17 protein-coding genes and 1 pseudogene are annotated in these 23,654 nt (G+C 46.8%); 8 read left to right on the top strand and 10 right to left on the bottom strand.

Translation table 11 applies throughout. The annotated features are described in order from the left end of the window. Positions 1–70: 70 nt before the first annotated feature. From ACNKW2_RS02880 to asnC, 6 genes are all read right to left on the bottom strand, one after another. The gene (locus ACNKW2_RS02880) at positions 71–3,169 is read right to left on the bottom strand and encodes an efflux RND transporter permease subunit (protein ID WP_419147206.1); all 3,099 of its coding nucleotides are present in this window, start codon (positions 3,167–3,169) and stop codon (positions 71–73) included. Next, on the bottom strand, positions 3,169–4,269 hold the full coding sequence (locus tag ACNKW2_RS02875) for an efflux RND transporter periplasmic adaptor subunit (protein ID WP_419147205.1): 1,101 nt from the start codon (positions 4,267–4,269) through the stop codon (positions 3,169–3,171). Before ACNKW2_RS02875 ends, ACNKW2_RS02880 begins: the two co-directional genes overlap by 1 nt. A gap of 18 nt (positions 4,270–4,287) precedes the next feature. After that, entirely contained in the window at positions 4,288–5,013 is a 726-nt protein-coding gene (locus ACNKW2_RS02870; RefSeq protein ID WP_419147204.1) for a TetR/AcrR family transcriptional regulator, read from the bottom strand. Between the two features lie 170 nt (positions 5,014–5,183). Then, complete coding sequence (gene recG, locus ACNKW2_RS02865; protein ID WP_419147203.1) at positions 5,184–7,271, bottom strand: ATP-dependent DNA helicase RecG; 2,088 nt, start codon at positions 7,269–7,271, stop codon at positions 5,184–5,186. 24 nt (positions 7,272–7,295) lie between these two features. Continuing rightward, complete coding sequence (trmH, locus tag ACNKW2_RS02860) at positions 7,296–7,994, bottom strand: tRNA (guanosine(18)-2'-O)-methyltransferase TrmH (RefSeq protein ID WP_419147202.1); 699 nt, start codon at positions 7,992–7,994, stop codon at positions 7,296–7,298. Between the two features lie 50 nt (positions 7,995–8,044). Beyond that, positions 8,045–8,503, bottom strand: a complete 459-nt coding sequence (gene asnC / locus ACNKW2_RS02855) for a transcriptional regulator AsnC (protein ID WP_336567603.1) — start codon at positions 8,501–8,503, stop codon at positions 8,045–8,047. Between the two features lie 162 nt (positions 8,504–8,665). Here asnC and asnA point away from each other — a divergent pair, with 162 nt between their 5' ends. The 5 genes from asnA (at position 8,666) to ACNKW2_RS02830 (ending at position 13,694) form a co-directional block, all read left to right on the top strand. After that, positions 8,666–9,661, top strand: a complete 996-nt coding sequence (gene asnA / locus ACNKW2_RS02850; RefSeq protein ID WP_419147201.1) for an aspartate--ammonia ligase — start codon at positions 8,666–8,668, stop codon at positions 9,659–9,661. Between the two features lie 310 nt (positions 9,662–9,971). Beyond that, entirely contained in the window at positions 9,972–10,595 is a 624-nt protein-coding gene (gmk, locus tag ACNKW2_RS02845; RefSeq protein WP_419147200.1) for a guanylate kinase, read from the top strand. Between the two features lie 108 nt (positions 10,596–10,703). Continuing rightward, entirely contained in the window at positions 10,704–10,979 is a 276-nt protein-coding gene (gene rpoZ / locus ACNKW2_RS02840) for a DNA-directed RNA polymerase subunit omega (protein WP_336567599.1), read from the top strand. 209 nt (positions 10,980–11,188) lie between these two features. After that, a complete protein-coding gene (gene spoT, locus ACNKW2_RS02835; RefSeq protein WP_419147199.1) occupies positions 11,189–13,291 on the top strand; it encodes a bifunctional GTP diphosphokinase/guanosine-3',5'-bis pyrophosphate 3'-pyrophosphohydrolase in 2,103 nt (700 codons plus the stop codon). Between the two features lie 10 nt (positions 13,292–13,301). Continuing rightward, a complete protein-coding gene (locus tag ACNKW2_RS02830; protein ID WP_336567596.1) occupies positions 13,302–13,694 on the top strand; it encodes a RidA family protein in 393 nt (130 codons plus the stop codon). 67 nt (positions 13,695–13,761) lie between these two features. Here the strand turns inward: ACNKW2_RS02830 and ACNKW2_RS02825 are convergent, their stop codons facing one another. Together ACNKW2_RS02825 and ACNKW2_RS02820 are read right to left on the bottom strand one after the other, a co-directional pair. Further along, positions 13,762–15,381 (bottom strand): FapA family protein, encoded by a 1,620-nt coding sequence (locus tag ACNKW2_RS02825; protein WP_419147198.1) that lies wholly within the window; start codon positions 15,379–15,381, stop codon positions 13,762–13,764. A 178-nt stretch (positions 15,382–15,559) separates the two neighbouring features. After that, positions 15,560–16,453 (bottom strand): LysR family transcriptional regulator, encoded by an 894-nt coding sequence (locus ACNKW2_RS02820; RefSeq protein WP_419147197.1) that lies wholly within the window; start codon positions 16,451–16,453, stop codon positions 15,560–15,562. 102 nt (positions 16,454–16,555) lie between these two features. Between ACNKW2_RS02820 and ACNKW2_RS02815 the strand changes: the two genes are divergently transcribed. From ACNKW2_RS02815 to trpS, 3 genes and pseudogenes are all read left to right on the top strand, one after another. Then, complete coding sequence (locus tag ACNKW2_RS02815; RefSeq protein ID WP_419147196.1) at positions 16,556–18,127, top strand: NADH-quinone oxidoreductase subunit L; 1,572 nt, start codon at positions 16,556–16,558, stop codon at positions 18,125–18,127. After that, positions 18,127–20,550, top strand: a complete 2,424-nt coding sequence (locus ACNKW2_RS02810) for a YbcC family protein (protein ID WP_419147195.1) — start codon at positions 18,127–18,129, stop codon at positions 20,548–20,550. The genes ACNKW2_RS02815 and ACNKW2_RS02810 overlap by 1 nt, the downstream gene beginning before the upstream one ends. 505 nt (positions 20,551–21,055) lie before the next feature. After that, positions 21,056–22,075, top strand: a pseudogene (gene trpS, locus ACNKW2_RS02805) (tryptophan--tRNA ligase). Between the two features lie 148 nt (positions 22,076–22,223). On the opposite strand, the gene ACNKW2_RS02800 reads toward trpS, so the two are convergent. Then, positions 22,224–23,189: a S41 family peptidase gene (locus tag ACNKW2_RS02800; RefSeq protein ID WP_419147194.1), complete on the bottom strand. Its 966-nt coding sequence runs from the start codon at positions 23,187–23,189 to the stop codon at positions 22,224–22,226. A 56-nt stretch (positions 23,190–23,245) separates the two neighbouring features. Continuing rightward, positions 23,246–23,654: hypothetical protein (locus ACNKW2_RS02795; protein WP_419147193.1), on the bottom strand; the 409-nt coding region annotated here is incomplete at its 5' end.

Raw genomic sequence — 23,654 nt, 5'->3', positions numbered from 1 at the left:
TTCAATAAGTTGAATCTAGACAAGGCACGTAACCGCTCAGTTACGTGCCGCTGTGTCTCAGGTTAATTCGCTACAGCTGGTTGGCGAATTGCGCCTCGTTGAGCGCTTGCTCACTTTCTAACTCACCACGGTGGTCACTGGCAAGCTTTTCATATAGCAGTGGCAACACAATTAAGGTAAAGAAAGTACCAATCAACATCCCAGCCACCAAAATAATGCCTATGCTATTTCGGGCCTCGGCACCAGCGCCAGTCACCAGCACCAGTGGGAAGTGGCCAAGCACCGTAGCGCCGGTGGTCATTAAGATTGGTCTCAGACGAGTGGCGGCTGCGCCTTTTACCGCGTCGAACTTCGATTTACCTTCCAGTTGTAGGTGGTTGGCAAACTCCACAATCAAAATGCCATTTTTGGCAATAAGACCAATGAGGGTGATAAGGCCAATCTGGCTGTAGATATTGACCGTGGTTAACGATAAAAATGGCAACATTAACGCCCCAGCCAGTGCCAACGGCGCACAGCCCAACAACACCACCAGTGGGTCGCGCAAGCTATTGAATTGAATAGTCAGTAAAAAGTACACCACCACCATCGCCACCAGTAATACGCCTACCATGGTGTTGCCTTCCTTTCTAAGTTGTCGCGACTCACCAGCATAATCAATTGAGTAATACTGCGGTAAAACCGCTTTAGCAATGTCTTCAACTTGCGATAGACCTTGCTCTTTGGTGATGTGCGGCAATGTTCCCGCCATAATACGAAACGAGCTTTGTTGATTAAACGAACCCAAGACTCGCGGGCTGGTAAAGGTGCGCAAGGTGGCAAAAGCAGAAACTGGGATCAGTTCGCCGCTGTCGGTGCGGATCTGCATGTTGAGTATATTCTCAGGATTATAGCGCTGATTATCACCGACAATGGGGATCACGCGATAGGCCTTACCGTCTTTGTTAAAGTAATTAGCAAAGTTATTCGACATATAAATGCTGAGCTGCTGGTTCACTGCTGCCAGATCTAACCCCAAATCGGCAACCAATTCACGGTCAATTTCAAGCTCAGCTTGAGGCAGGTCGAGTTTCAAATCGGTGTTTACAAACATAAAACTACCGCTGGCATTGGCCTGCTTTATGATTTCATCCGCGTACTTTTTCATGGTTTCAGGGGCGTCATTGGCGCGCAATACTAACTCAACATCAAATTGACCAGCGGTGGGTAAAGAGGCTGGCAGAATAGGGAATAGGCTAAGACCGGTGACACTGCCTAAACGACCATATAAGTCATAAAGTAAGTCATGCACTGAGTGTTCGCGTTGCTCAAATGGCTCCAGTTCAACGCCACCAAAGCCCGCTGCGGCGGTGAGTATTTGCCATGTAAACTGCGCCCCCTCGGTGTTATTCATAACCCGTGCGGTGTCATTCATTTTCTCCGCCGTGTAGGCTTGCGAAGACTCCGGCGGCGCTTCTACAACCACTTGTATGCTGCTTTGGTCTTCAATCGGCGCGAGCTCTTTTTGCGACAAAATATAAAACGGCGCTGATAACAATGAAAACACAATGGCAATGAAAAACACCTGTGGTCGCCACTGAAAGAGTGTATCTAAGGCTTTTGAATAAAAGGCTTGGAGGCGGTCAAAATAGCCATTGACGCGCTGAGTAAACTTGCCTTCTTTACCTCCTTCGGGGTTTACATAAGCACTCATGATGGGCGACAACGTAATAGCCACTAAGCCTGAGATCAGCACCGCAATGGCCAAAGTAAAGGCAAATTCACGGAATAGGAAACCCGTCAGGCCGGTTAAAAAACCAATCGGTGCATACACCGCCGCCAAGGTCAGAGTCATGGCAATAATTGGCACTAATAACTGTCTTGAGCTGATCAAGGCTGCTTGTAGGCGAGGCTTGCCTTCGCGCATATGGCGAGCGACATTTTCTACCACCACGATGGCATCATCTACCACCAATCCCACCGACAAGACAATAGCTAAAATAGTTAATAGGTTGAGCGAAAAGCCCACCACAGAAATCACCGCAATGGCGCCAAGGATCGAGATAGGGATCGTCACCAGTGGTACCATGGCGGTTCTAAATGAGCCCATCATGGCAACTACTACAATGCCCACCAATAACACGGTTTCCGCTAGGGTAGTAAAAATTTCTTTTATGGAATCGCGCATGTAAAGGGTGCCATCGTAACCAATGGTGATGTGCATGCCATTGGGAAGCAGGGTGTTGATTTCATCGAGCTTAGCGTACAAGGCATCGCCAATTTCTATCTCATTGGCACCTGGCAGTGCCCAAACGGCTACAAATACCGTATCGTGGTAATCCAATCGCGCGGTCACCATGCCCTCAGCTTCACCCACTTTAACCTCGGCCACAGCATCTAGAGTCAGTTGGGTGCCATCCACTTCTTTGACCACTAAGTTTTTAAACTCGGCAACGCTCTTCAGGCTAGTATTGGCCATCACATCAATACGTTGGTGGTTATTTTCACTATAGCCTATGGTGGCGATGGTGTTGTTTGCCTGCAAGGCGCGATAGACATCGCTGGCACTTAAGTCATAAATGGCGAGCTTTTCCGGGTCGAGCAAAACGCGCATGGCCGGGTTGCGGCCACCTTCCAACGTTACCTTTTGCACCCCGTCGATATCCGACATGGAAGGCACCACGTTGCGAATTAAATAATCACTCACTTCATGGCGGGGAAGGCCTTGTGATTCAACATCAAGATAAAATACCGCATAAGGGCTATCGGTACGCACGATTTGAATCGCAGGATCTTCCGCACCGGTAGGCAGTTCAAACTTAATTTGATTCAACCGAGTGGTGAGTTCTGCTAGGGCATCGGTGGTATTGTGATTGAGCTCTAACCAAGCGGTCACTTTACTCAGTCCTGAGGTAGTCACCGAATCAACATAATCCACCCCAGGTACCGTTGAAGCTACTCGCTCAATGGGTTCTGTGACATAACCTTTAACCACATCGGCGGCAGCACCGGTGTAAACGGTATTTATCACTAAAGAGGCGCTTTCTATTTTTGGATACTGCTGTATTGAAATATCACGAGCGGCGTTCACTCCGGCAATAATAATCAAGACACACAACACCACCGCGAGCACCGGACGGTTAATGAAAATATCCATCAATGAGGGTTTGTTTTCATGTAATGAGCTCATTATTGCGCCTCGCTTTGCTGTCCTGCTGCTGCGGTTTGCTCGGTATAAACTAACAAATCTTCTTGCAGTTTAAAGGCGCCCTCGGTGGCGATAAATTCGCCTCCAGATAAACCCGATAACACCAGCTGCTGATCCGCCACTTTTTCACCTAGGGTGACCTTTACCGGTTTCGCCCGCCAATTTTGTTGTTGGTCTTTTTCTAAGCGGTAAACAAATTCACCAAAGTGATTGCGGGTAATGGCGTTACTTGGCACCACCGCGGCCTTCACCGTTTTGGTCGGGACGAATACCGCAGCCATTTGGTTATGGCTGTACTTTGCCGCTGGGTTGGCCAGTAGCGCGCGGTAACCTTGCTGTCGTGAGCCCATATCTAACGCGGCATTTTTAGCAATGACTTGGGCATCCACGGAGCTGTTGCTGCCTGCGACTTTAACGCTCACCTTATCACCCAGCTTTGGCTGTGGCAGGGTTTGTGGCACTTGAAAATCCACCCAAATGGCGTCGTCATTGCCCACCAAGGTGGTAATGGCACTGTTGGCATCAAGCAACTGACCTGATTGATATTGGTCGAGACCGGTTTGCCCGGCAAACGGAGCGCGAATGGTCTTTTTTTCTATGAGTGCTGTTAGTCGTTGTACTTGCGCTTGATTAACGGCGACCTCTGCCGCTGCACGGTCAACTTCATCTGGGCTAATGCGCTTCTCAGCCAATAGCTTTTTAAAGCGCTGGTAGGTGGACCCGGCTAGCTTCACTCGGGCTTTTGCTGCTTGCAAGTCCGCTTCGTCAATGCTGGTATCGAGTTTAATTAGCACCTGATTGGCGCTTACTTGCTCACCTGGGGCAAATCCTACGTAGGTGATGGAACCTGGGTATTCATTACTAATGGTGAGCGTTTGGCGAGCCTGAAGCTGACCCACCACTTTGACCGATTGTTGATGCTCTGTGGTGGTGACATACGTGCTTTTTACCGCCGCTGAAGGTTCGGGAAAAGATTCTCCAAAGGCAATAGCCGCTTGTATTTGTTTAAATTTTATCAAACCCAGTGCAGCAATGACGATGATGATGATAAAACTGGCACTAAGCCAACGCTTGATGTTCATACTTTCTCCTCTAGTCCTTTAACGCAGCTCAAGCTTTTCAAGCTCGCCTTCAATCCGAGTCAGTGACTCATCAGTGATGGGGTATCGCCAAGGGTAGCTGTTTAATAGCCGTACTGCACTACGAATAATGGGGTGGTTAATAGCCAAGGGCGCTTGTAATGATGCATTACCTTGGGTGATTTGTTTGGTTTGCTGGATCCGCTGTACTTGATCGTGACCAACATTCAGTGCCCAGCCGCTGATCATAATTTCTTCGATGATCTCATCTAGGTTAGGTACGTCGAGCAGCTCTTTGGCGTCGACACTTTGCAGTAAGGTTTGCTTAAATAGCTCCTCACAGCGGCCGCAGGTGTTGATCACTTTTTCAGTCCAAAACGGTGAGGCGCGGCGGATCACCGCTTCATTGGTAGAGAGCGATTGCAGATCGTAATCAAATGCGAAGCGCTGCATTTTTTCTGGCGCAACCAAGCAAACCGCTAACACCCGCTCTGGGGTATGCAGTGGCAAGGAAAGCACTTGCTCATAAATGCTCGATGCATGACGAAAGGACTCGCAGGCCAGTGCCAATACAAGGTCTTCTTTTGATTGCACAAACTTATATACCGAGCCCATGGATAGCCCGGCGCAGACCGCCACCTTGGCCATGGTAAAGTCGGTCACAGAGGAGTCATTAATGCATTGCTCTGCAGCTGAGAGGATCATGCGCTGCTGAGTTTGCTGATCGTATTTAGGTGCTGGTGCCATAGCTTCTCTACTGTATAAAAACGAATAAGGTTCGAATGAAGTTCAATTATAATCAAAAAAGTGATTTGGTTAATGATTATACCTACGTGTGGTGAGTGTTTTTTGTTCAGAAAAAATTGGCAAGTAGGGTTGTTTTACGCCCTGCAATCACAGTGAGGCTGCAAGCTGGCTTAGGCTCTGGCCAGCTCGCTACGATCGCCCATCCAGCGTAAAATGATGGGCTCAATAATATCACCGTGTTGCTGAAGCAAGGTGAATGCGAGGCTTCTTACTTGGGGTAATAAATGTTTATCGCGACTTAAATCGGCAATTTTCAGCTCCGCCAATCCGGTTTGTTTGGTGCCAAGGACTTCACCTGGGCCGCGGATCTCCAAGTCGCGCTCGGCAATCACAAAACCGTCATTACTTTCTCTAAGTACCCCTAAGCGCTTTTGTGCCGTAGCCGAAAGCGGCGCATGATACAGAAGCAAGCAGTGTGAGGCGATATCCCCTCGACCGACGCGGCCACGCAATTGGTGAAGCTGCGCCAAGCCAAGGCGCTCTGGATTTTCAATAATGATTAAGCTGGCGTTAGGCACATCAACGCCCACCTCAATAACCGTTGTGGCCACCAAAACATCCGTTTTGCCTTGCTTAAAGTCGTCCATAATAGCTTGTTTTTCGGCGGCTTTCATGCGCCCATGCACCAGCGCAATTGCCAGCTCTGGCAGCGCCTCGGCGAGCTCTTTTGCGGTATCTTCCGCAGCCTGACACTGTAATGCCTCAGATTCATCAATTAAGGTGCATACCCAATAAACCTGACGCTTATCCGCGCTGCAGGCGTGCTCTACTTTTTCTATTACCTCGCTACGGCGGGTATCGGGCACCGCTACAGTGGTAATAGGCGTACGCCCCGGAGGCAGCTCATCAATAATGGAGGTTTCTAAATCGGCATAAGCCGTCATTGCTAAGGTTCTTGGAATGGGGGTGGCAGTCATTACTAGTTGGTGAGGATAACAGTCGCCAAACTTACCTTTTTCTCTGAGTGCTAAACGTTGATGGACACCAAAACGGTGTTGTTCATCAATAATGATCAGTGCCAGATTGGCAAACTGCACCTGCTCTTGAAACAGGGCATGAGTACCCACCACCATTTGCGCTTGCCCGGATGCGATGCGCTCCAGTGCTTGGGCACGCTCTTTGCCCTTGGTTTTACCACCCAGCCACACGGTTTCAATACCCAAAGGCTGAAACCAGCGAACAAAATTAAGGCCATGCTGCTCAGATAAAATTTCGGTGGGGGCCATCAAGGCCACTTGATAGCCCTCGGCAATCGCAGTTAACGCACTTAATGCCGCCACTAAGGTTTTCCCTGAACCTACGTCCCCTTGGACTAAGCGCATCATCGGATAAGGATGTTGTAAATCGCCTTTTACTTCGGCCACCACACGGCTTTGGGCATTGGTTGGCGCAAATGGCAAGGTGGCTAAAAACCGTGCCTCTAAGGGGTGGCTTGGCGGCAAGGAAACCGCTTTTACCGCTTGGCCTTTTTGCCTCAGCTGTAGCAGGCTGAGGTTTTGCGCGAGCAGTTCTTCAAACGCTAACCGCGCTTGTGCCGGGTGCTGGCCTAATTCCAGTTGCGATAGATTGACTTCATGGGGTGGGCGATGCAGCAATAATAACGCGTCTTTTAGGCTCTGTTGTGACGGTCGATATTGTGGTGGCAAGTAATCTGGAACGTCGTATTTACGCAGCAGTTCCACAGCCTGATCGGCAATGGCGCGAATACTTAACTGTTTCATCCCTTCGGTGGTAGGGTACACCGGTGTTAGCGTTGCCAGTGCCGGATCGGTTGGCGCCGAACGCGACTCTTTGATGCTGTATTCTGGGTGCGCCATTTCAAAGCCATAGCGGCCTCGGCGCACCTCGCCAAAACAGCGCATCACTTTACCTGCTTGCATGGCGTTCTTTTGCGCGGCATTAAAGTTAAAGAAACGCAGGCCAATGCGACCTGTACCATCATTGATATAGCACACCAGCATGCGCCGCTTACCTTGGGTTATCTCGCAGCGCTCTATTTCGCCTTCAATACTCACGTGGCTGTGCAGTTGCAGCTCGCAGATCGGATAGGTTCTGGCTCTGTCTTCGTATCGCAGCGGCAGGTGAAAGAGCATGTCTTGCACCGACTTAATACCGAGCTTTGCAAGGCGCTCAGCGGCTTTTGGGCCCACACCTTTTAAATCGGTAATGGGGTAAGTGGCCAAATTAGGTGTCGACATGCTCATCCTCTAGCGCCATTGCAGTTATTTCTTTTGACTAAACTTAAGAATATCCCAAAATGTGTCATCGGCGACAATCTCACCGTGTTCGTCCAGTGCCGGGTAAGGCAATCCCTTGTCGCGACAACGAGTTGCTATAATTGGATGACAGCCCTCAAAAAGCAACTTATGTTTGACCACAGGATCCATCATATCGGTGCGCTGATACAAACCGGCAGCGTCACGTTGGCGCTGTGCTTCATACAAAATAAGGGCTGCAGCCACCGACACGTTTAATGACTGCACCATGCCTTGCATCGGAATAACAATGTGCTGATCGGCATGTTCAAGGGCACGGTCAGAAATTCCCAAGCGCTCTTGGCCAACGATAATGGCGGTAGGCTTAGTATAATCAATCTCGCGAAAATCGACGGCACTGTCGCTTAAGTTGGTCGCCAGTAGTTGTACCCCTGGATTTTGTTCGCGGATCGTCGCTACCGCGTCATCAATATGCTCATGCATGTGGGTTTCGACCCAGTTTTTACTGCCACCCGAGGTGTTGTTGGTGAGGCGGCGTTGCTCTTGTGGCCATACTGCATGAATGTGATGACAGCCAACGGCATCTGCGGTACGCACGATAGCCGATAAGTTGTGGTGTTTGTGTACTTCGTCCAAACACACCGTGAGATCGGTTTGGCGTCTATCTAACACGCTTTTTACTCGATGGAATCGTTTCTCTGCCATCTATTTTCTACTCTAATCAAAAAACTGCCGCGATTATAACAAAAAAGCGGCTAGGGCATAACGGTACGCTGAATCGGGTTTTGCAGCGAGATCAGGGTTTCGGTGGATTGAATGGACTCTATGGTTTGCACCTTGTTGATTAAGACGTCTTGCAAGTGATCAATAGAGCGAGCCATCACCTTAATAAAAATACTGTAATTACCGGTGGTGTAGTAGGCTTCCACCACCTCTTCAAACGCCTCTAACTGTGCAATGGCACCAGGATAATCACCGGCATGTTTGAGGTTAATGCCAATAAAACAGCACACGTCGTAGCCTAACTGTTTGGCGTTAATGCTTACCTGAGTGCCCTCGATAATGCCTGCCTGCTTCATTTTTTCTACCCGAACATGAATGGTGCCGGCGCTCACCGAAAAGCGTTTTGCTAATTCGGCGTAGGGCGTGCGAGCATTTTCTTTTAATGCGTGCAGTATCGATTTATCTAAATTATCGATTTCGTAATTTTCCATGGGACTTCTCTACCTTGATTAAGGATTATTTAAAATTTATAGCATATTTTTGTTGAAAATAATTATGTAAAGCTGTTTTTGTTATGGGTTATTGCGTTTTTTGTTTGATTCTTTAAATATGAGCTCAAGCAGTTAAGAATAATTGGGAATGAGGACCGAATTATGTTGAGCAAGTATCAAGAAAGCCAAAAGCAAATCGCCCGCGTTAAGCAAGTGTTTTCCAGTCAGTTAACCGAACAGTTAGGATTAATCGAGGTGCAGGCTCCTATTTTAGCCCGCCTTGGCGATGGTATACAGGATAACCTCAGTGGTCATGAGCAAGCGGTAAAAGTAAACGTTAAAACCTTGCCGGAAGCACAATTTGAGGTGGTGCACTCTTTGGCAAAGTGGAAGCGTAAGACCCTAGGTGACTATGGTTTCGCCGTCGGGGAGGGGTTATATACCCATATGAAAGCCTTGCGTCCGGACGAAGATAAGCTGTCGCCAATTCACTCGGTGTATGTGGATCAATGGGATTGGGAAAAGGTTATTTGCGCCGACTCAGAGCGCTCGCTTGCGAAATTAAAGGAAACGGTTGAAACCTTATACCGCGCAATAAAAAAAACCGAACAAGTGGTGGCAGACGAATTTGGTCTCGAACCGTTCTTGCCAGACACTATCACTTTTGTACACACTGAAGCGCTGCGTAAGATGTACCCTGATTTTAGCGCTAAGCAGCGCGAAAAAGCCATTGCACAAGAGTACGGCGCGGTGTTTTTAATTGGTATTGGTGGGGCGCTGGGAGATGGCCAAATTCATGATGTTCGCGCTCCAGACTACGATGATTGGTCAACGCCAACGTGTGAGCAATATCAGGGGTTAAACGGCGATATTTTAGTTTGGAACCCGGTGCTTGAAGATGCCTTTGAAATTTCTTCGATGGGTGTTCGAGTGTGCCCAGATTCCCTAGCACGGCAATTACAGCTAACCGATGATCAAGCGCGGTTACAATTAGAATGGCACCAACAATTAGTGGCCGGTGAATTGCCGCAAACCATAGGCGGTGGTATTGGTCAGTCACGCCTAGTGATGTTGCTCTTGCAAAAGCAACACATTGGCCAGGTGCAAGTAGGAGTTTGGCCAGAAGAAGTTCGCCGCAGTGTGGACGGGCTATTGTAGGCGCGGTTTGAAATCGTAAGGCAAACTCACTGCTACAATGGAATATTGTTGTAGGCGCGGCTTTATGCCGCGCTAGATTGAAATATAGAGCAAAACAGTACAACGCATTGCTCCTTTGATTTCGAGGAATAAACCACAGTTGCATAGGTTTCTGGGTTACACATTATGCGCGGTTTATTCCTCACTTTTTTCTTCTCACCATTGATAGTGTATTCTTACTTGTTAAGACGGTATAATCCCCAGTTTTAGCGCACCTGATGGCTCGAGAAACGCGTATTTTCTCGGCCCACACTGACTCTTGAGAACGACTATGACAGCACCTACACACGGTAATTTATTTATCCTTTCGGCCCCTTCTGGTGCCGGAAAATCGAGTTTAATAAAAGCCTTGTTGGAACAGCACCAAGACATAAAAGTGTCGGTGTCTCACACCACTCGTGCTCCGCGTCCTGGTGAAGAAAACGGCGTGCACTATCACTTTGTTTCGGTAAATGAATTTAAACAGTTGATAGAGCAAGGTGACTTTTTTGAATGGGCGCAGGTATTCGAAAATTACTATGGTACCTCGAAAAAAGCCATTGAGGAGCAGCTGGCAGCTGGCATCGATGTGTTTTTAGATATTGATTGGCAAGGGGCGCGCCAAGTGCGTGAGCTGATGCCCGAGGTGAAAACCATTTTTATATTACCGCCTTCCACTGCTGAGCTAGAGCAGCGCTTAAACGGCCGTGGACAAGACTCACAAGAGGTCATTGCTGGGCGTATGGCCGAGGCAAAGTCGGAAAGCTCGCATTATGATGAGTTTGATTATATTCTGGTCAACGACGATTTTGACCAAGCCCGCAAAGAGCTTGAGCACATTGTGCTGGCAGCTCGGTTAGAACAGCAGGCACAAAAAGTGCGTCACCAAGACTTAATCGCCGAACTGCTAAAATAAGATAAAACTTAGCTGAAAGTCAGGTTTTTTAATCATCAATACTTGGCGAAAGGCTAGACATACAGTAAACTAGCTTTTTGCAAAATGAACTGAATTTGGAGTGCTTCGATGGCTCGCGTAACTGTAGAAGATGCAGTAGATAAAATTGGTAACCGCTTTGACTTGATTTTAGTAGCAGCGCGTCGCGCTCGCCAAATTTCTGTAGGCGGTAAAGATCCTATGGTTGAAGCTGAAAACGACAAGCCAACCGTAATCGCGCTACGTGAAATTGAGGAAGGTTTTGTGACTACGGACTCGCTTGATATCATCGACCGTGAAGAGCAGCAAAACCAAGAAGCAGCGGAAATGGCTGCTGTAGCTGCAATCGTTGGTGGCAATCGCTAAACCAACCGCACTATACCTTAGTATACGAGTAATAATGCCAGCTTTTGCTGGCATTATTCTTTTTAACACCACGCATTTTTTCTCGATGAAGATACTGTGACTGCGGCTAATTGGTCATTGGCATTGCGGGTGTTTCGTCGTATATTCTATTGCTATAACCTATAAAGCTTGGCTGCTGCGCGTAGCTTCTGAGGAACATTGGAGTGTGAATGTATCTGTTTGAAGGCCTAAAAAAGAAAATATCAGAATATCTGTCGCCAGAAGACGTTGAGCTGGTGCAAAAAGCCTACGTGGTAGCCAGAGAAGCCCATGAGGGACAGACGCGCTCAAGTGGTGAGCCTTATATCACGCACCCCGTTGAAGTTACGCAAATACTTGCTAGCATGCGCCTTGACCATGAAACTTTAATGGCGGCGTTAATGCACGATGTTATTGAAGACACTGACTTTAGCCAAGATGACTTGGCGGAGATCTTTGGTGAAACCGTGGCGGAACTGGTTGAAGGCGTGTCGAAGCTTGATAAACTCAGCTTTAAAGACAAAAAAGAATTCCAAGCCGAAAACTACCGCAAAATGATCATGGCGATGACCCAAGATATTCGGGTGATCCTCATTAAACTTGCCGACCGCACTCACAATATGCGCACCTTAGGTGCACTGCGCCCTGATAAGCGCCGTCGTATTGCTCGTGAAACGTTAGAAATTTACGCACCAATTGCCAATCGTTTAGGTATTCACGATATTAAAAATGAGCTTGAAGATCTCGGTTTTCAGGCACTTTACCCAATGCGTTATCGTGCACTCCGTTCTGAAGTAGCCAAAGCGCGGGGTAATCGTAAAGAAGTGATCAGCAACATCCAATCGGAAATCGAGTCACGCCTAGAAGAGGCGGGCATTGTAGGTTCAGTCAGCGGCCGCGAAAAGCATTTATACAGTATTTACCGTAAGATGCTCAATAAAGAGCTGATGTTCAACGAAGTGATGGACATTTACGCCTTCCGTATTAACGTTGATAGTTTAGATACTTGTTATCGTGTACTGGGTGTTGCCCACAACCTCTATAAACCCATTGAAACCCGCTTTAAAGACTACATTGCCGTGCCTAAAACCAATGGTTATCAGTCATTGCATACCTCATTAGTTGGGCCACATGGTATTCCGGTTGAGATCCAAATTCGAACCCATGACATGGATCACATGGCAGACAAAGGGGTTGCTGCCCACTGGATGTATAAAAAAGCGGGCGATAACGCCGGCCATACCGCGCAGCAACGTGCAAGGCAATGGATGCAGAGCTTACTTGAGCTGCAACAAAGTGCTGGATCGTCGTTTGAGTTTGTGGAAAACGTCAAAACCGAATTGTTCCCAGAAGAAATTTATGTCTTTACTCCGGATGGTCGCATTGTTGAGTTGCCAATGGGCGCAACCGCGGTCGATTTTGCCTATGCAGTACATACCGACGTGGGTAATACCTGTGTTGGCGCACGAGTAAATCGCAAACCATATCCGTTAAGTAAAGCCTTAGACACAGGACAAACCGTTGAGGTGATCACCAGCTCAGGCGCACACCCCAATGCCACTTGGTTAAACTTCGTGGTGACTGGCAAGGCGCGCTTAGGGATCCGCAATTACCTCAAGAGTCAGCAACAAGAAGAAGCGATTCAGTTAGGTCGCCGGTTACTCGACTCAGCTCTTGGCGAATACAAGCTGGAAGATATTCCACAAGAGCAAATCGACAGTGTGCTGGCCGAGCACAGTTTAAATACACTGTTGGAGCTGTTAGTGGAAATTGGCAGCGGCAACATTATGAGCCTCTTGATTGCTAAGCGCTTGCTGCAAGATGACAAAGCCGTAGAAGACATCGCCAAAGACGCCAAAGCCGCTATCATCGGTACTGAGGGCATGTTGGTAACGTATGCCAAGTGTTGCCGCCCGGTGCCTGGAGATGAGATCACGGCGTATGTGAGCCAAGGCAAAGGGCTTATGGTTCACCGCCAAGAGTGTAAAAATATTAAGGGTTGGCAAAACGAACGCTCGAAGTATTTCGTAGTGAAATGGGAAGACAACCCAGAGAAAGAATACATCGCCGCTCTGCGAGTTGAGATCATTAACCATCAAGGTGCGCTGGCTAAGCTAACCAATGTGGTGGCTGCCGCGCAAGCGAATATTGTTGAGATCGCAACGGAAGAGAAAGAAAGTAATTTATACGTGATTGATTTTGGCGTCACAGTGAAAAACCGAGTTCATGTCGCCGACATTATGCGACGGATCCGAGTGATGCCAGACGTACAGCGCGTATACCGTAAAAAATAAAGGAAAACGAATGAACAAAGCAATTATATCAACAGACAAAGCACCTGCTGCCATTGGGACTTATAACCAAGCGGTAAAAGTAGGCACTGCGGTTTATTTGTCTGGTCAGATCCCACTGGTGCCAGAGACCATGGAATTTATTTCTGAAGATTTTGCTGAGCAAACCCACCAAGTATTTAAGAACCTCATTGCGGTTTGTGAAGAGGCTGGTGGTGAGCTGCAAGATATGGTCAAAGTAAATATTTTCTTAACGGATTTAAGCAACTTCGCTACCGTTAACGAGATTATGTCACAGTACTTTAGAACGCCTTACCCAGCCCGTGCGGCGATTGGGGTTAAAGAGCTACCGAAAGGCGCACAAATTGAAATTGATGGCATCATGGAGTTACCATCAACCAACTAATAGTTTGTAATTGATAGTAAAAAGCCGCTATTAAGTGGCTTTTTTTATGTCATTGTAGCGAGCTTGTTTATTGACCCGCGGTCTTAAAGTCGATTTTTACTTTGCTTTCTTGCAGTGTGGCAGTGCAGGGCGGGTAGCTGCGAGTGGTCTTTTGAACGCGGTCGAAAATATGGATCTCCACACCACTGTGCAGTGCTTTATTAGCAGAGAGCTTAGTGCCTTCAAGCAGGGCATGAAGCTCTTGCTCAAGCTGACTTAATTGCTTTTCTAGCTGCTCTGCCTGTTGGCAGTAATGCATTTGTGTGGCGCCGATCTTGGTTTTAAGCTGCTGCTTTTTCTCGTTATCTTTAACTAGCTCTGCTTTTTCAATGGCTTGTTGAAGCTGATCTAATGATTCATTAGTGGCCGCCACTTCTTTAAATAATTGGTCGGTGTCTTCGGTGATCTTGAGGCCTTTACGGGCTAAGTACACCATCATCTTAGCACCAGACTCACTGCCTATTTCTCCTGCCACCACCATTTGTGCATCAACGATGGTACCACCAATAAGTTTACCGTTTGGATGCTCACCGGTACCCACTTGAATAAGCTTATTGGCTTTAATATCGCAATGGTTACTTTGCTTACTGATAAAGACGTTGTCACCTTCAAGGTAGGTGTATTGGCCATGGGCAATGTCGATATTGCCTTTGGCGATCAATTGGCAGGTGAGGCTTTGATCGTTATTTTGGTGATCTAAGTGACCAATTACGCCGCCTTTTACTTCAATATTCCCGCCAGCTACGAGCTGTCCCGATTCCACCGTGCCCATCACAGTGATATCACCTTGGGCTGTTACTTTCATACCAGGGTCGACATTGTGGGTAACAATAACGCTGCCATTAAAGTCAACGTGGCCACTTTTAACATTGACGTCGGCAATGGTAAAGACATCATCAACCCGCATGCCATTGGCAATATCTGAGGGGCAGCCAGCAATGGTTGCTATCAGCTCAAGTGGATTGTTGGGGTTTATCTCGGTGCCTTCTCCTGGAGTTAATTGAAAGCTTTCTCCGGCTTTGGCTTCAATAGTATCGCCGGTAACAGTAAAGCCCTCTTTCCCTGGCGTTGCCGGTTTTTGGGTTGCCAATAAGTCGCCGGGAGCGACACTGGCTAACTTACCAAAGTCGCGCATATCAACGGTGCCGTCTTCTCGTAACTTCGGCTGTTTAAGACGCTCTTTTAAGGTTTGCACATGGGGGAGCAGTTTTGCCGCTTGGCCATCTTGGGGTGGCCGACCTTGGGCAATGAGCCCTGAGGCCTCTTCGCCTGGTGACAGCTCAAACTGCTTACTGAGGATTTGCTCCAAATAGGCTTGTTTGTAACCGCGACTGACTCCCGCTTTAACAATGACTTTTTTGGCGTCATCGAGGCTTATTTTTTTGCCACCCTTAGCGGTGACAAGTTTGCCATAAGCTTGCATTTTGTCATCGGTGAGGGTCACTGTAAATTCAGCATCACATTGTTTTGCAACAACAATCTGGCTTTCAGGAAAGTCGCTGTCAAAGTAGGCGTTAATGGCATCATGGTCTATTTCGCAGTCGGCATACGGCGACTTTTCCAGTGCCTCGATAATAAAAGCAGCACTTGGCGGTGAAGCACTCTTCACATCCATTAAAATATTACCGTTGTGTGCTAGCTTAAACACCAGAACTTCCCCATCAAAACTTCTTTCCTAATAGCTTCAGCTTGCAAAATAAACACCAAATGGTCAAGTGCTTAGGCTAAAAATCTTGATATTAGTCAGCATTGCTAACGTAAGCAGTGAAATTGGACTTTTTCTAATACTTTTAACTGATTAGAAAAGAACGCTCTGGGGATTGGAGTCACAGATCTGGGACTGACAAGTGAGCATGTTGCAATAACATTTTTAACGCTTCTGGCACCACCTTTTTATGACTGGAAATGGCATAAAAGTACTCATAAATACCAGGCAGGGATTGATATTGACTTAGGATCCCTTGCGCTATTTCATCTTTAACGACCACCGCAGGCAGTACCGCAACGGCGCCACTATCACGTGCAAGCAGACGCATCATTGCCATGTCGTCCACTTCGGCGAGAATGTCTGGGAAGTATTGGTATTGCGCACACAAGGCGTTAAAAGCTGTGCGCAAATCGGAACTGTTGGGCGGTAATATCCAGCGAGTATCGGCAAAACCGTAGGGGAAAGTGCTTTTTGGGTCCAGCTCTGGAGGCCCAATAATTGCGAGAGGTTGTTTCGCTACCTGTTGGCACTGCCAAAAAGGGTCGGAAGTATCGGCGTTGACGGTGCGGTTGGTAAGTACTAAATCGATTTCATAATTGCTTAAGCCGTTTAGTAATTCCGCCATGCTGCCGGTTTGCAATTTTATTTGCACATCACTGCGCTGCATTAGGGGGCTTATAAACGCCTCGACAAAGTTTCGCGATAGCGTTGTGAGTACCCCTATGGTGATGTGTGTGGTCGACTGTACTCCTTTACTCAATAACGCTTCTAACTCTTGACCTGTGGTGAAGATATCATTGGCGTAGGTGAGCACATGTTTGCCTTGATCGGTAAGCATAAGGCGGCGACCAACCCGCTCAAATAACGCCACATCCATGTTGTGCTCAAGCTGCTTTATTTGCGCTGAAAGAGCCGACTGGGAAATGTGCAGGGCTTTTGCTGCCTGGGTTAAATTGCCCACTTTGGCCACTTGCCAAAAGTAAAAGAGATGATGGTAATTCAGTCGGCTCATTGCTAATCCATACATAAAACAGAACGAATGCTTAAATTATATCTATTTTTCTTGAGTTAGAAAGGCTGAAATAATAACGACAGTCTAAAAAGGGGATAGCACGTGATATTAAACGCTTTAGTTGTCTTACTACTGTTACTGTTTATTGCGGCGGCCTGGTTTATGGGGCAGCCAAAACGAAAAAATACCGCATTGTTTCGGGCTACCAATCTGTTTTCATTAACCAGCCTGACGCTACTGCTGTTGCTTTGGGGAGCGTGGTGGCAAAACAGCGCAAAGCTAAGTGTGCTGTTTGAGCTGTCGTTATTGCGCTTAACCATACTCTCTTTAATTGTCTTTATGAGCTTTGTGCTGCTGCGTTATTCCATTCATTACCTCGATGGCGATAAAGACAGAGGCCGTTACTTTCGTAATTTACTGACCACGCTGTTTAGTGTGTCATTGGTGGTGCTAAGTGACCACCTAGTGCTTTTTTGGTTGGCCTGGATGGGCATTAGCTTAAGCTTGCACCGACTGCTGTTATTCTATCCAAACCGTCCTCGCGCCGCCTTGGCAGCCCATAAAAAGTTTATCTTAGCGCGCCTAGCCGAGGGAGCCCTACTGACGGCATTTATCTGCTTATACCTCAGCACCGACAGCCTACAGATCAGCACTATCACTGCGTATTACGCTCAACATACAGGGGAATTGCAGCCCTTAGAGCAAACCGCGGCTATTTTACTGGCCTTAGTGGCGCTAATTAAGTGTGCACAGTTACCGGTGCATGGTTGGCTTATGCAAGTGGTGGAATCACCAACCCCAGTCAGTGCGCTACTCCATGCTGGCATTATTAATCTCGGTGGTTTTTTGATTATGCTGTTCGGCCCTCTAGTGCTAAATGTGCCAGCGGCAAAGTGGTTACTGCTGGTAGTGGCTGGTTTCACCACCTTGCTAGCGGCATTGATTATGACCACCCGGATCAGCCTTAAAGTGCGTTTAGCTTGGTCTACCAGTGCTCAGATGGGCTTAATGCTGGTGGAGTGTGCTTTGGGATTATACGAGCTGGCGTTACTGCATTTGTTAGCCCACTCTGCTTACAAAGCCCATGCCTTTTTAAACTCAAGCCAATGGGTGCACGAAGACTTAAAACGCCGTCTATGTGCGCAGACGGAGCCGACACTGTGGCAATGGTTTTTCAGTTTGGTCATGGCAACCGCGATCACCGTAACGGGCGCGCTGCTGATTAATTATCACGGGCCTGTGAGTATTTGGGTGTTGTTTAACGGTGCCCTTACGGTATGGCTGGCACTGCGTTTTGAACAGCAAGCGCTGAGCAGTTATGTGCGTATTGTGATGGTTGCCGCCTTGTTATTAGGAGCTTACAGCGTACAAAAATGGCTTTTCTCCTTTGCTGTAACGCTACCTAGTGAGCTCAGAGCTGAGGCTCTTGGCGCCGCCGATATTTGGGTCATGCTGCTGGTGATAAGCTTAATTGTGGTGAACTATCTGCTTTATTACCGCGCCGGCTCTGCCAAAGTGCAGCGCATGTCACGAGCTTTGTATGCTGGCTTGTATCTCGATGAATGGATGACGCGCTTGACTATCTTGCTTTGGCCAGTGCACTTACCCACCAGTAAAAAACAGAAGCGTCTTGCGATGCACCATTATGTTGCCACTCATGAGGAGCAAAAATAATGTCAGCGACACCGTTAACGTCACCTGAGCTTGAATTATCTGCACCGCAGTTAGAGCAGTTAAATGCTGCAGAGCAGCGCATTGCACCGACTTGGCCATTAGATCAGTTAATCGCAGTGAATCCTTTTTGGGGAATGCGCGAGCAGCTGTTTGATAATGTGGCCACCAAAATGAGCGCATTGGCACAGGTGCGCATGCTGATGCCCATCGCTTTTTATTTACAACAGTGGCAGCAAGGGGAGATCACCGAAGCGGGCTTACTGGCCGCGGCTAAGCACTATCAACTTAATAAGTCGCCGCGAGAGTTGCTCAATTGGCTGAAAACCAGCCAGTGCAACGACCTGCCCCACTGGCATACCCTTGCGGATTTATTTGACCGCCACCGCTCACAGCATAAAATGCCGTGGCAAGAAGAAATAAGCCATCAGATCAGTCAGTTTTGTGCCGCCCACTATCAGCAAGTGCAGCCGGTGTTACAGCAAACGCAAAATGCCGAGAAGCTGTGCTTATATCGCCATTGGCACGAAACCGTATCGCGTGATTTAGGCATTAGCATTGTGATGGCAGAGTCTGGCTTAGTTGAGTATTTTAAGCGCCTGCCCACAGAGCCAGAAGCCTTGTTAGCACAGGCCATTGATACCTTAGGGGTGGATTTTACCGAGCTCAGTGATTACGCCCATATGTTATTGCTGGATATTAATGGTTGGGCATCGTGGGCCGCCTATGAGCGCTGGCAAGCGGATTTAAATCAAGCTCCCGAGTCAGACATGCAAGCTTTGCTAGCAATTCGAATGGCTTGGGAGCTGGTGATTTGGCAATACGTCAGTGACCGCCATCCCACTACCTTTACGCGCATTCAATACCACTGGAGTAAGCAAAAACTGCAATTAGCCGAAATTGTTGCCGAACATAAAAAGGCGTTGCAGCCACGTATGGTTTTTCAGCGAGCGTTGGAGCTCAGCTATCAAGCAGGCCTTTGTAAGCAACTACAAAACAAACAGCTTCAAGAGCAGGCTAAACCTCGCTTACAAGCTGCGTTTTGTATCGATGTGCGCTCTGAGGTAATTCGCCGCGCTTTAGAAGCTCAATCTGGCGAAGTACAAACATTAGGGTATGCAGGCTTTTTTGGCTTGCCCATTGAGTATCAAGCCGAGCAAAGTCGGTTTACACGACCTCAGCTTCCGGGATTGCTTAAAGCGCCTTTAACGGCGGTGCAAACTGCAGCAGACAGCAACCTAAAAAACCACCGCCAACAGGCGAGCCGCTGGCAAAGCTGGTCACACTCGGCTGCCGCGTCTTTTTCTATGGTGGAATCCATGGGGGTCAGTTACTTTTATCAGCTGCTAAATAAGGTGTTTGGTCGCCACGGCGCAGAGCACCCCGTTGATGGTCATATTGACGGCAAAGCGTGGCAGTTAAAAGAGGGAGAGCGTGATATTACCGCAGCCGAGCAAGCGCAACTGGCCGCGGGGATCCTGGCTGGCATTGGTTTAAACGAGTTTGCCCCCACGGTGCTGCTGGTGGGACATGGTGCCACAACCACCAATAATTTACACGAAGCCGGACTGCAATGTGGTGCGTGTGGCGGCCAGTCTGGTGAGGTAAACGTAAAGGTATTAGCACAATTACTTAACGATAGCGCGGTGAGAGCCGAGCTCAGTTTGCTGGGGGTAACCATTCCGGAGCACACTCAGTTTATTGCCGCGCTGCATAATACCACCACCGAGGCCATTACCACCTATGCTGCAGTGGGTGAAGGCGTGAGCAATTGGCTGCAACAGGCTTCCCACCAGGCACGGGTTGAGCGCGCTCAAACTCTGGCGTTAAATCCAGACTCATTAACCGCAGCCCAGCTTGAAAAGCAATTTACTAAGCGCACCAAAGATTGGTCGCAAGTCCGCCCCGAGTGGGGGTTAGCCAATAATGCCGCCTTTATTATCGCGCCCCGAGCCAGCACTCAAGGGTTAGACTTACAAGGGCGGGTATTTTTACACGAATACCAATGTGAGCAAGACCCTGATGCCAGCCAGCTAACCGCAATTTTAACCGCTCCCATGCTGGTGACCAACTGGATTAATATGCAATACAACGCTTCAGTTACCGACAACCACAAATATGGCAGCGGCAACAAGGTATTGCACAATGCCGTAGGCGGCAGGATCGGGGTGTTCGAGGGTAATGGCGGCGATTTACGCATTGGCCTACCCATTCAATCATTGCACAATGGCGAGCAGTGGATGCACACACCACAGCGCCTAAGTGTGATTGTGCGCGCCAACACAGAGGTACTTGAGCAAATCATGGCCGAGCATGAAGTGGTGAAACAGCTGATTGAAAACGAATGGCTGTATTTACTAGCGCTGGCACTGGATGGTCAAACCGTTCAGCGTTATGAGAAGGGTTATTGGGTTGCTGTGAGTTAGTTTTGCAAGTGATTCAACAAGCTCAGCCTGGCTGAGCTTTTGCATCTCTTTTTTCAGAGCCTGTTTTCGTGCTTTATACTAGCCCGCGCACAGGTAAGCTAAAACGTAAACACTAAAAATATAGCTAACAAAATGATAATACGGTAAAGAAAACAGGAAAAATACCAAAAGGGCTTGGTTAGTAGTTAGTAACATGGAACAGTAGAAAAAATGGTGGCCCCACCTGGACTCGAACCGAAATGTGGTATGGGTATTAGGCCACCAATAATCAATTAATTTCTTTCATTGGTGTTTACATTACTTTCCTCGAATTGATTGAGGCCCTCCATATATTTTGATACGCTTTAGTTTATGAATAAGACACTTCTTAATACTATTTTTTCTAATTGGTGGCGCTCACTCTGAGCGGCACGGAATTCGTACATTCTTTTGCTGCTGGAAGGTGGCTAAGTATGTATGTTCTTTATATCTCCAGTAGCACATTTTATTCACTCGGAGATATTTCATGAACAATCAAACCAACACTAAACGAGAAACCATACTAACTGGCGACAGAGCGACTGGTCCTCTTCATCTAGGCCATTATGTTGGTTCGCTGAAGAAACGTGTATCTTTACAAAACGAACACGACCAAACAATCCTCGTCGCTGATATTCAGGGACTGACTGACAATGCACATAAGCCATCAAAGGTGTCATCCAACATTTTAAATGTAGTGGCTGACTACTTAGCTGTTGGAATAGACCCTCTGAAAACTACTATTTGCTTGCAATCACAGCTACCTGCTCTTGCTGAGTTAACAATGTACTATAGTAACTTAGTAACCATTTCAAGACTTGAGCGCAACCCAACAGTAAAGAGTGAGATAAAAAGCAAAGGCTTTAATCGCTCTGTTCCTACAGGCTTCTTAACATATCCAATTTCTCAAGCTGCTGATATTACCGCATTTAATGCTTCACTAGTTCCTGTTGGTGATGATCAGCTTCCAATGCTTGAGCAAACGAATGAAATTGTTAGAAAAATTAATTCATTGGCAGGTAAGTCTGTACTCAACGAGTGTAAACCATTGTTAAGTAAAGCGTCACGACTACCAAGTACTGACGGCAAAAATAAAATGAGTAAGACAATGGGAAACGCCATTAACCTCGGTGCTACTGAAAAATAGATAAGAACCGCTGTTCATAGTATGTACACCGACCCAAGTCACCTAAGAATTGAAGATCCAGGTAAAGTTGAGGGGAATATTGTATTTACTTATCTAGATGCGTTCTATCCGGACAAGGAGTATGTTAATAAACTTAAAGAGTCATACCAACGTGGGGGCCTAGGTGATGGTACAACAAAGAAAATACTTGAAGAATGCTTGCAAGAATTGTTGAAGCCAATTCGAGAGCATAGGGAGTTTTACTTGAATGACAAGGCACAGCTTATTGAAATATTGCGAGCAGGAAGTGAGATCTCAAAAAGCAGAACCAACACTATGCTTCATCGAGTGAGAGATGTATTTGGGTTGAATATACTTTGACGATGAGCTTTAAACAGTACAATATCTTCCTTTTTGGTTTTAGCGGCCAACTTTTGATTTCGGTAAAACTAATAAGTTCTATCTAATTTAAAAACCTTAATGCTACCTAATACATAGCCCAAGATATAACTTGGGCTATTTACTCGATTTATTTAGCACCTAAAGATTTAGCAAATGCAGCATCAAATGCATCAATAGGATCTGTATGAAAATCTGGCTGGATTCCTTTCTTTTCCCAGTTTTCCCCTGAAATAGGTAAAGTCGGTTTAGCCAAAGAGATACGAAATGTTAGCTCATCTGTAATCTTTCTTACGCCAACGTAAAAGCCTGCACCAGCAGTTACGCCGCCAATAACTTTAGCCTTACCTCTGTCTTGTAAAACGCCTGCGAATAATTCAGAAGCACTTGCTGTAGTTTGGCTAGTTAGCAGCCAAACAGGAAAATCTTTCACAAAACGCTTGTGAACAGGTGTTGCTTCAACGGTAATGATATCATTGAGTGAGTTATCTCTTTTTTCAACCGTCCAGAGCACTGTACCTGAGTCGAAAAAATAGCTGAGCATATGTTGCACTAGCTTAGGAGAGCCACCAATTGTATCTCGCAAATCAATAATTAAACCATCACTGTTTTGCAGAAAAGAAAATGCAGTATCTGCCGTTTTAAGCGCATTTTCAGCCGGGTGAAACTTATTAAGTTTTAAATAGCCAATATTTCCATATATATATTTTACTTCTTCAAAAGCATGATTATATGAAAACCGGCCACTCTTTGAGGGAAGGATATGTGTTAATGGTTCATCAGGGTTTTGTACCATTAAGCTAAGATGTACATCACCTGAAATATTGCGTATATCACGACCAACAACTTCAGCAAACTCAGCCAGTGTGGTGATGTCTTTATATACGCCCTGTTCCAATCGAGAACTGATGACTGAACTTACATATTGAGTTGCGTTAGCATCAATGTAGTTTTCGGAGAAGACTACTAACGTTTGGTTTATTAGCTCAGTAACCTGTGTTGCTGATAACCTTTCATCGCTATAAGCAAGAGTACTAAAAACAATTAAGCACAGATAGACGGCTTTCGTAAGCCATCGACAAAATAGATTTTTCATAAATATTCTCTTTTAATAATTTAAGTTGAGGTTTCTTCAATACTAAAAAAGAGAAATTATCCGATAAGTGCGAGTTGCCGATACTGGCCGATGTTTTTCTTCCATTGGCTGGTTCGATAAGTTGCAGATGCAGTAGTATCGAACCAGTTGTGATGAATGGGTTCAGAATAAAAATATTCATCTACTTTATACGAAACAACGAGCTCATGGTTTGTTTCGGAGAAAAACCAACGGGCCTGTTGCTTACTGTGACGAAATAGGCTTGCGAGAGAAGTTTGCGTAACTGTCTTTTCTATCTTTACGACGTTGTCTTCAAGCTGAAATATAGTCAATGAGATGTTGAGTTCAACACGATCATTTGCTGATAAACTAAAAAAGCAAATAGTTAAGCTAATCGTCAATAAAATCAGTTGGTAGTGTTTAGAAATCTGTGTCATTTCACTAGAATACACAAAAGAGGAATGA

Source organism: Pseudoalteromonas 'SMAR' (genome assembly GCF_048515945.1).
Lineage (GTDB): Bacteria > Pseudomonadota > Gammaproteobacteria > Enterobacterales > Alteromonadaceae > Pseudoalteromonas.
The sequence above is the reverse complement of the archived record's forward strand: the minus strand, read 5'-3'. Positions and strand labels throughout refer to the sequence as shown.

Excerpts from the sequence above, each read along its gene's own strand:
- ACNKW2_RS02880 (WP_419147206.1), bottom strand. The coding sequence starts at position 3,169 with ATGAGCTCATTACATGAAAACAAACCCTCATTGATGGATATTTTCATT.
- ACNKW2_RS02875 (WP_419147205.1), bottom strand. The coding sequence starts at position 4,269 with ATGAACATCAAGCGTTGGCTTAGTGCCAGTTTTATCATCATCATCGTC.
- ACNKW2_RS02870 (WP_419147204.1), bottom strand. The coding sequence starts at position 5,013 with ATGGCACCAGCACCTAAATACGATCAGCAAACTCAGCAGCGCATGATC.
- recG (WP_419147203.1), bottom strand. The coding sequence starts at position 7,271 with ATGTCGACACCTAATTTGGCCACTTACCCCATTACCGATTTAAAAGGT.
- trmH (WP_419147202.1), bottom strand. The coding sequence starts at position 7,994 with ATGGCAGAGAAACGATTCCATCGAGTAAAAAGCGTGTTAGATAGACGC.
- asnC (WP_336567603.1), bottom strand. The coding sequence starts at position 8,503 with ATGGAAAATTACGAAATCGATAATTTAGATAAATCGATACTGCACGCA.
- asnA (WP_419147201.1), top strand. The coding sequence starts at position 8,666 with ATGTTGAGCAAGTATCAAGAAAGCCAAAAGCAAATCGCCCGCGTTAAG.
- gmk (WP_419147200.1), top strand. The coding sequence starts at position 9,972 with ATGACAGCACCTACACACGGTAATTTATTTATCCTTTCGGCCCCTTCT.
- rpoZ (WP_336567599.1), top strand. The coding sequence starts at position 10,704 with ATGGCTCGCGTAACTGTAGAAGATGCAGTAGATAAAATTGGTAACCGC.
- spoT (WP_419147199.1), top strand. The coding sequence starts at position 11,189 with ATGTATCTGTTTGAAGGCCTAAAAAAGAAAATATCAGAATATCTGTCG.
- ACNKW2_RS02830 (WP_336567596.1), top strand. The coding sequence starts at position 13,302 with ATGAACAAAGCAATTATATCAACAGACAAAGCACCTGCTGCCATTGGG.
- ACNKW2_RS02820 (WP_419147197.1), bottom strand. The coding sequence starts at position 16,453 with ATGAGCCGACTGAATTACCATCATCTCTTTTACTTTTGGCAAGTGGCC.
- ACNKW2_RS02810 (WP_419147195.1), top strand. The coding sequence starts at position 18,127 with ATGTCAGCGACACCGTTAACGTCACCTGAGCTTGAATTATCTGCACCG.
- ACNKW2_RS02800 (WP_419147194.1), bottom strand. The coding sequence starts at position 23,189 with ATGAAAAATCTATTTTGTCGATGGCTTACGAAAGCCGTCTATCTGTGC.